This is a genomic window from Daejeonella sp. (genome assembly GCF_037719425.1).
Lineage (GTDB): Bacteria > Bacteroidota > Bacteroidia > Sphingobacteriales > Sphingobacteriaceae > Daejeonella.
Map to the genome: position 1 here is coordinate 1 of NZ_JBBJNI010000122.1, position 8,652 is coordinate 8,652.

Annotated in this window: 7 protein-coding genes and 1 pseudogene; 6 read left to right on the forward strand and 2 right to left on the reverse strand. The window is 43.3% G+C overall.

Annotated elements, in window-relative coordinates; translation table 11 throughout:
- Together WKF69_RS14615 and odhB are read left to right on the forward strand one after the other, a co-directional pair.
- Nucleotides 1–793, forward strand: a pseudogene (locus tag WKF69_RS14615) (2-oxoglutarate dehydrogenase E1 component); the annotation flags it as partial.
- 21 nt (nucleotides 794–814) lie between these two features.
- On the forward strand, nucleotides 815–2,035 hold the full coding sequence (gene odhB / locus WKF69_RS14620) for a 2-oxoglutarate dehydrogenase complex dihydrolipoyllysine-residue succinyltransferase (protein ID WP_340382813.1): 1,221 nt from the start codon (nucleotides 815–817) through the stop codon (nucleotides 2,033–2,035).
- Between the two features lie 194 nt (nucleotides 2,036–2,229).
- Here the strand turns inward: odhB and WKF69_RS14625 are convergent, their stop codons facing one another.
- Complete coding sequence (locus WKF69_RS14625) at nucleotides 2,230–2,967, reverse strand: head GIN domain-containing protein (protein ID WP_340382814.1); 738 nt, start codon at nucleotides 2,965–2,967, stop codon at nucleotides 2,230–2,232.
- A gap of 90 nt (nucleotides 2,968–3,057) precedes the next feature.
- Entirely contained in the window at nucleotides 3,058–4,698 is a 1,641-nt protein-coding gene (locus WKF69_RS14630; protein ID WP_340382815.1) for a M1 family metallopeptidase, read from the reverse strand.
- A 153-nt stretch (nucleotides 4,699–4,851) separates the two neighbouring features.
- Between WKF69_RS14630 and lpdA the strand changes: the two genes are divergently transcribed.
- The 4 genes from lpdA to WKF69_RS14650 all read left to right on the forward strand — a co-directional run bounded on the left by lpdA (nucleotide 4,852) and on the right by WKF69_RS14650 (nucleotide 8,563).
- A complete protein-coding gene (lpdA, locus tag WKF69_RS14635; RefSeq protein ID WP_340382816.1) occupies nucleotides 4,852–6,255 on the forward strand; it encodes a dihydrolipoyl dehydrogenase in 1,404 nt (467 codons plus the stop codon).
- A gap of 114 nt (nucleotides 6,256–6,369) precedes the next feature.
- Nucleotides 6,370–6,831: a sterol desaturase family protein gene (locus WKF69_RS14640; RefSeq protein WP_340382817.1), complete on the forward strand. Its 462-nt coding sequence runs from the start codon at nucleotides 6,370–6,372 to the stop codon at nucleotides 6,829–6,831.
- A 4-nt stretch (nucleotides 6,832–6,835) separates the two neighbouring features.
- Nucleotides 6,836–7,849: a UDP-N-acetylmuramate dehydrogenase gene (murB, locus tag WKF69_RS14645; protein WP_340382818.1), complete on the forward strand. Its 1,014-nt coding sequence runs from the start codon at nucleotides 6,836–6,838 to the stop codon at nucleotides 7,847–7,849.
- 177 nt (nucleotides 7,850–8,026) lie between these two features.
- Nucleotides 8,027–8,563 carry a sigma-70 family RNA polymerase sigma factor gene (locus WKF69_RS14650; RefSeq protein ID WP_340382819.1) on the forward strand — a complete coding sequence of 179 codons (537 nt, stop codon included), beginning with the start codon at nucleotides 8,027–8,029 and terminating at the stop codon, nucleotides 8,561–8,563.
- The last annotated feature ends 89 nt before the right edge of the window (nucleotides 8,564–8,652 follow it).

The following is an 8,652-nucleotide window of genomic DNA, read 5'->3' on the forward strand; positions in this document are numbered from 1 at the left end:
CGGCGATTTCGTAAACGGTGCCCAGATAATAATTGACCAGTTCATTACCAGTGCTGAAACTAAATGGCAGCGTTCTAACGGGCTTGTGATGCTACTTCCGCATGGGTATGAGGGGCAGGGGCCAGAACACTCCTCCGCCAGAATTGAACGCTTTATGGAGGCCTGCGCTGATGATAATATTCAGGTCGCGAATTGTACCACACCTGCAAATTTCTTCCATCTTTTACGCAGACAGTTGAAACGCGATTTCCGTAAACCGCTGGTGGTATTTTCTCCGAAAAGTTTATTGCGGAGTTCACAATGTGTAAGCAAGCTTGAAGAATTTACAGAAGGTAGCTTTCAGGAGGTAATTGATGATTGCTACGTAAAGGCTGCCGATGTTAAGCGTGTGCTGTTCTGTTCTGGTAAGGTTTATTACGATCTTCTTGAGAAACAACAAGCCGATAAGAGGACAGATGTTGCGGTAATACGCCTCGAACAGCTATATCCTACCCCTTATGATCAAATGGATGCAATAAGGACGAAGTATAAAAAAGCCAAAGAATACGTTTGGGTCCAGGAAGAGCCGGAGAATATGGGTGCCTGGCCTTATATTGCAAGGAAGTTCCGCAAGTCAGAGTTTAATTTTGACGTGGTATCCCGTAAGGAAAGCAGCAGTACAGCCACTGGCTATGCCAAACAACATATCGCCCAGCAACTGTTTGTGGTAGGACAGGCATTTGAAACCTCGGCAGGCCCGGAAGTAAAGAAAAAAGTAGAAAAGGCAACGGAAAAAGCTGTTAATATTGACTAATAAGAAATAACCAAAACCATTATGAGTTTAGTGATCAAAGTTCCGCCAGTTGGCGAATCTATTTCAGAAGTAACATTGTCCCAATGGATAAAAAAAGATGGAGACTATGTAGAAATGGATGAAATAATTGCCGAGTTGGAATCTGATAAGGCAACCTTCGAGCTAACAGCTGAAAAGGCGGGAACTTTAAAAACTATCGCTAAGGAAGGTGATACTCTTGAAATTGGTGCGCCCGTTTGCAGTATCGAAGAAGGTGGAAAAGCGGAAGGCAAGCCTGCTAAACAGGAAGCTGCTCCTGTTAAAGAAGAGTCGAAAGCTGCTGCTGCAAATCAAGAAGAAAAAGGATCTACTTATGCCTCAGGAACTCCGTCTCCCGCTGCTGCGAAAATACTTGCTGATAAAGGCGTTGACGCTGCTAGTGTCAAAGGAACAGGAGTAGACGGGCGGTTAACCAAAGAAGATGCTACAAAAGCAGAAGCAGGCAAAAAAGCTGCTCCGGCTGCAGCACCGGCCACGCCTGCTAAGGTTTCTGCGCCAGGATCAAGGGGTGAACGTCGCGAGAAAATGTCGTCATTGCGCAAGACAGTTGCTAAGCGTCTTGTCGCGGTTAGAAATGAGACTGCAATGTTGACTACCTTCAATGAGGTTGATATGCAGCCAATCATGGATCTGCGTACTAAATACAAAGATAAATTCAAAGAAAAACACGGTGTTGGACTAGGTTTTATGTCCTTCTTCACTAAAGCAGTTTGTGAAGCTCTTAAAGATTTTCCGTCTGTTAACGCCCGGATTGACGGCGAAGAGATCGTTTTCAATGAGTTTGCTGATATATCTATTGCAGTATCTGCGCCTAAAGGACTTGTTGTTCCGGTAATACGGAATGCTGAATCGATGTCTCTTGCTCAAATCGAAGCTGCAGTAATGGAGTTGGCGGTTAAAGCCCGTGATAGCAAATTGACCCTGGAAGAAATGACAGGCGGAACCTTTACTATAACCAATGGTGGGGTGTTCGGTTCTATGATGTCGACCCCGATCATCAACGCACCACAGTCAGCTATACTAGGTATGCATAATATCGTAGAACGCCCGGTGGCTCAAAATGGTCAGGTCGTTATCCGTCCGATCATGTATGTAGCACTTTCTTACGATCACAGAATTATCGACGGGCGTGAGTCTGTTGGATTCCTCGTTCGGGTGAAGCAGTTGCTGGAAGATCCTGCGAGACTGCTGCTTGGGATATAGTTATAAGTATTAAGTTTTAAGTAGTAAGTTAAAACGCCACGTACAAAGCCCGCTTATTTTAAGCGGGCTTTTTTTGATTAGTGTTTTTATCTTTCCTGACCTATCGAATCAAAAAACCAATGCGTCAGCATCAGGTTTTATCTAGCTGTGCAGCTAGTCTTGGTTCTTTGATCCTGGCTCTTGATTCAACGCAGTTATAGTTTAGAAATCCTCCCAGATCCACTCTTCGACGACTTGACATTGGCGCTTCCACTATATCTTATATTACCCGAACCGCTCATAGCTGCCTCAAGTGTTTTATCTGCATTGACTGAAATGTCTCCGGAACCACTTACTTTGGCGCTTGTAACGTTTGTGCGAAGGCCATTGCCCTCAAAATCTCCAGATCCTGCCACGGTTATCTTTGCGTTGTCCGCATGTCCGCTTGCTTTGATTCTGCCGGAGCCGCTGATAGTAGCTGAATAGTTTGTCGCCGCCATCGCCAGTTCTATGCTTCCTGAGCCGCTAAGTACCGTCGAAACATCAGTCGATTTAACAACACCCTTAACATCAATGTCGCCCGAACCGCTAAGAGTAATGCTCTTCAAAGATTTTGCATTTACATATATATTGACTTTGCTATTCCAATTGTTCCAGCTGCTTCCAGTCCTTTTCTTGGTACTGATCTTAAGTACACCCCCCTCTACAACAGTTTCAATCTCTGCGATCTGCTCGGCATCGCCTTCCAGCCTAAGGCTTTCCGTGTTGCCCATGGTAATAGTGACATTATAGCTTCCCGCTGATGTAATACCGGTAAAGCCGGAAACGTTTCTTGTTTCATCGGCAAATGTTTTCGAGCTATTCACTACAGTGATCAATGCTGCATATGACTCAAGGTGTGAACTGGCCACCAGAAGCGCCAGAACTGAAACGTAGTTTTTTAAAAATCTCATAATATTAGTTTGTTTAGGTTTCGTATATATCAATAAGACGAGGCTGTAAAACAAACGTTGCAGTAAAAGGATAATTTATTTCAGCCACCCCTAATTAACCTTCTTCACCGTAATAAAGAAATTCTCAAGATCAGGAGTAAAGCTGGTTTTGAGCTTCATCGTCTTCCATTCAGTTGATGGCTTAATCCATTGAGATTTATTGCCGTTAAGAATCCGGACAGGCATATCAAAACCAGGAACTTGCGAAACCCAGCGATAGCTGACGTTTCCGGGAGTAACTTTATATTCGAGCTCTGGGACGCCGCTATACCTTAGATATTGATCAAACGTTTTAGTCAGGTCTTTCCCGGACTTGGCATTTATATACTTCACGACTTCATTTGTAGTCGTAGTCTTTAATCCGAAGTCTTTGTTCAGACCTCGTAAAATTGATCGCCATTTTGCGTCATCGTCTACTATGGTCCGCAGCGTGTGAACAAGGTTAGCCCCTTTATAATACATGTCACTTGATCCTTCCGTATTTACATCATAAGGCCCTATGATCGGACTGTCGTTTGCTACTTTCTTTCTTACACCTGCTATGTACTTAGCTCCTGCCTTTTTGCCGTCGATGCTCTCGACAAATAATCCTTCAGAATACATGGTGAAGCCTTCGTGGATCCACATATCAGCAATGTCCTTTGAGGTAATGTTATTCCCAAACCATTCGTGACCCGCTTCATGGATGATGATATAATCCCACTTTAACCCGTAGCCAGTGCCGGAGAGGTCGCTGCCCATGTATCCGTTAAGGTATTTGTTGCCATAAGCAACAGCGCTCTGGTGCTCCATACCCAGGTAAGGCGCATCGATCAGCTTAAATCCATCCCTGTAGAAAGGATAAGGGCCGAACCAGTTCTCAAATACCTTTAGCATGGGCTTTACATTGGCTCCGAACTGTTTCTTCGCTTTATCCAGGTTTTCTCTTAATACATAGTAGTCAAGGGTAAGGTTACCATTCTCGCCGGCATAAGAATCGTCGAAATGAACGTAATCGGCTATGTTAAGGGTAACACTGTAATTGTTTATTGGGTAGGATACGAACCAGTTATAGCGTGTGTAGCCATTGGTAAGCTTCTCGGTTGACCGTAAACGGCCATTGCTCACATCCATCAGGCCGTCAGGAACAGAAATGCTGATCATCATGCTATCTACCTCATCCGACTGATGATCCTTAGTCGGCCACCATGAACTGGCACCAAAGCCCTGACAGGAAACACCAACCCATGGTTTGCCCTGCTTGTCCTGGGAAAAACTGAATCCCCCTTCCCAGGGAGCCCTTCTTGCAACAGTTGGATTGCCGCTATAAAAAACAGTGAATTCTTCTTTATTGCCCTTCTTTATAAGTCCCGGGAAATCTATAAAAACCGCGTTAAACTCTCTCTTAAACGGAAGGTTATTTCCTTTGTAAATTACTTTGTCGACTGCCAGATTAGCAAAAAGATCAAATTGCAGACGCTGAAGATCCTCGGTGGTGGTGAACTTAAACACGTTAGAACCGCTGATGAATCTATTAGTTATATCAACTTTCACATCCAAATGGTAGTAGTTAATGTCATAGGAACTTCTTAAAGGTGTCAGCTTGCCGCGAAGTGTATCAGCTTTAGTAAAAGCAGGAGCTTTACCCTGCGCGAACGCCCCTCCAACGCTTGAAAGCATTAGGCAAAATATTAAAGCAGATATTAATTTCATTCTATTCTGGTTAGTGAAGAATTACAAAATTACGAATTACGAATCAAAAACGCTATCCGATACCTATCAGACCTCAGACCTCCGAACTCCGGCATCCCTCTCATTTCTCGTCCCTATTTCTTAACTTTGTACATACTTAAAAATTATCCTTACATGCAATTTGACGTAATAGTTATTGGCAGTGGTCCGGGCGGGTATGTTGCCGCCATTCGTTGTGCTCAGCTGGGCTTGAAAACAGCAGTTGTCGAAAAATACAGTACTTATGGCGGTACCTGTCTTAATGTTGGCTGTATCCCATCAAAGGCTCTTTTAGATTCTTCTGAACACTATCATAATGCCTTGCATAATTTCAAAGAGCATGGTATTAACCTCAAAGATCTCAAGCCGGATCTGAAGCAGATGGTTAAGCGTAAAGATGATGTAGTTGCCCAAACAACCGGCGGTATTGCTTTTCTGTTCAAGAAGAACAAGATCACAGCTCTCCAGGGTATGGGTTCTATGATCGATAAAAACACTGTTAAGATCACCAAATCTGATGGCAAAACAGAAAATATAACAGGTAAGAATATCATCCTGGCAACAGGATCTAAGCCTACTGAACTGCCTTTCCTTAAAACTGATAAGAAAAGAGTTATCACTTCTACAGAAGCGTTGAACTTAACAGAGATCCCTAAACATCTTATAGTAATTGGAGGCGGAGTTATAGGCCTTGAGTTAGGTTCTGTTTATGCACGGCTTGGATCAAAAGTCACTGTTGTCGAATTTATGGACTCTATTATAGGAACTATGGACAAAGGCGTAGGTAAAGAGCTCCAAAAGGTCCTTGCACGCCTTGGCATGGAATTCCTGCTAAGCCATAAGGTTACCGGCGCTACTGTTAAAGGAAGTAAGGTAACTGTTACCGCCGACAATGCTAAAGGAGAAAAAATAAGCCTTGAAGGCGATTACTGTATAGTTGCAGTTGGGCGGGTAGCTTATACCGAAAGCTTAGGTTTGGAGAATATCGGCATCACGCTCGAAGAGCGCGGAAAGAAGATCCCGGTTAATGAGCACCTGGAGACTTCAGTTCCCGGAGTATACGCCATTGGCGATGTGATCAAAGGCGCTATGCTCGCCCACAAAGCAGAAGATGAAGGAACCTATGTTGCTGAACGGATTGCCGGACAAAAGCCACACATTAATTATAACCTGATCCCGGGTGTTGTTTACACCTGGCCGGAAGTTGCCAGTGTAGGACAAACCGAAGAGCAATTAAAAGAACAAGGCGTTAAATACAAAACCGGGTCGTTTCCTTTCAAGGCAAGCGGGCGTGCCCGTGCGAGCATGGATCTTGACGGTTTTGTCAAAGTCCTTGCAGATGCGGGAACTGATGAGATATTAGGCGTCCATATGATCGGTCCAAGAGCTGCAGATATGATTGCTGAGGCCGTTGTTGCCATGGAATTCAGAGCTTCTGCAGAAGATATAGCCCGCATCTCACATGCCCACCCAACCTTTACTGAATCATTCAGAGAGGCCGCGATGGCAGCTACTGAGAATAGGGCGATACATATTTAGAGTTATATGTTGTACGTTTTACGTTATACGTAGCATAGCGACTTAAGAAGTTATAAGTTATGCGTAACACAGCGTTTAGTAACTTACAACGTATAACGTAAAACGTACGACTCCATGCACGTCATTATAGCAATCCTCATCATTATCATAACGCTTGTGGCTATGGAAGCGTTCTCATGGCTCATCCACAAATACCTCTTCCACGGCCCCTTGTGGTTCATCCATAAGTCCCATCACAAGCCGCATTCATCCTGGTTTGAGTTCAATGATATTTTCAGCATTCTTTTCGGTGGCATATCGCTGTATTTGATGTGGGATGGCAGGGAGAGCCAGAATACCGGCTTTTGGATAGGAGTAGGGATCTCGGTGTATGGCCTCATCTACTTCATTTTCCACGACTGGTTCATCCATAACCGCTTTAAGTCGTTTAAAACAACTAACGCTTACTTGCTTGGAATACGAAGAGCCCATAAGATCCATCATAAGTCAATGGATAAAAATCCTGCGGAGGAATTTGGATTATTACTAGCTTCGGGGAAATATTTCAGAAAGCAGAAGACAGATCCGTCTACCTAAATCTATGACTATACAGGAAAATGTTTCTTTAAAGACCCTGAATACTTTTGGTGTCAGCGCTAAAGCCCGTTTGTTCATCGATATTAATACGGAAGAAGATCTTAAAGACCTTTTTGCTGACGAACAGCTAAAAAACCTTCCCCACCTCGTGCTTGGCGGCGGAAGCAATATGCTTTTCACTAAGGACTTCGACGGCCTCGTGATTCACATGAATATCCATGGAGTTAGTAACCGCACTGAAGGAGATGATGTGTATGTAACGGCCGGAGGAGGAGAAGTATGGAACGACCTGGTAAATTATACTATAGATAATGAGTTCGCAGGTACGGAGAACCTGAGCCTTATCCCCGGTTCTGTTGGTGCATCCCCCGTTCAGAACATCGGAGCCTATGGAGTGGAGCTGATGGACATCTTCCATTCCTGCCGGGCATTTGAGATCTCGTCAGGCAATATGAGAGTCTTTACTAAAGAGGAGTGTAATTTCAGTTACCGCGACAGCGTATTCAAATCTGCATACAAAGGACATTATATAATTACTGAAGTCACCTTTAAACTTTCAAAGGCTTTCTCTCCGAATGTAACCTACGGAGCCATCCAACATGAACTTGATAATCGAAAAATAAGTAGCCCAACAATAAACGATATCTCATCTGTGGTATCATTCATTCGCGTAAGCAAATTGCCTGATCCAAAAACCATAGGCAATGCAGGCAGCTTTTTCAAGAATCCCATCATCCCGGTAGGCAAATTTATACAGTTGCAGTCCAATTTTCCAGACATAGTACACTACCCATCTACAGCAGGTTTTATCAAGCTGGCAGCAGGATGGATGATAGAACAATGCGGTTGGAAAGGAAAGGTTTCCGGTAACACAGGGACCTGGAAGAACCAAGCATTGGTCTTAGTAAATCATGGAAAAGCTACTGGTAATGAGATATTTAACTTTTCCGGTGAGATCATAAAAAGTGTCGAATCACGATTCGATATAACGCTTGAACGCGAAGTCAATATTATTTAAACCCCTCCATTTTATCTTTCGTCAGCTCGGTCTTGTGCATTGCGTACCCGGTACTTTTTGACGCGCTCCCAGAAAAGGCACAGACTTTGTTTGTTATCAAGCGTCTACTTAAAAACAATTTGTTTTTAAGAATTGCGAAGAAATAACTGATTTGTTTACTATCTAAACCTAAACAAGATGACTACAATCGAATTCAATACCCTGGTTACGCGCCAGGCCAGCTCTCTTAAAATGTACGCGTTGCACTTCACTCATGATTCTGATGACGCTAATGATCTGGTTCAGGATACCATGTTAAAAGCCATCACCTATTATAATAAATTCAAAGAAGGAACGAACCTTAAAGGATGGTTGTATACCATCATGAAAAACACCTTCATCAACAACTACAGAAGATTCGTTAAGATCAGCTCTTTCGTAACTAAATCTGATGATATTTCATCCGCTAACCTGATGTATAGTGCTACAAAGAATCAGGGCGAGCCAAAGTTCATCATGGACGATATCAAGAATGCCCTTGGGAAATTACCTGATGAGTATTATATTCCATTTACCATGCACTTCGATGGCCATAAATACCACGAAATTGCAGAACACCTGACTATTCCTATCGGAACTGTTAAAACCAGGATCCACGTTGCTAGAAAATTGCTGAAGAAATCCTTGAAACCTTATGATAGCGATTTCCGTAACACACAGTATGCTATTAACTAAGCTCAGAGCTACCAAAAAAGCATCATCATAAACTAAACATCACATACTTTTACAGGAGAACACCGGGGGCAATCCCGGTGTTTTTTTAT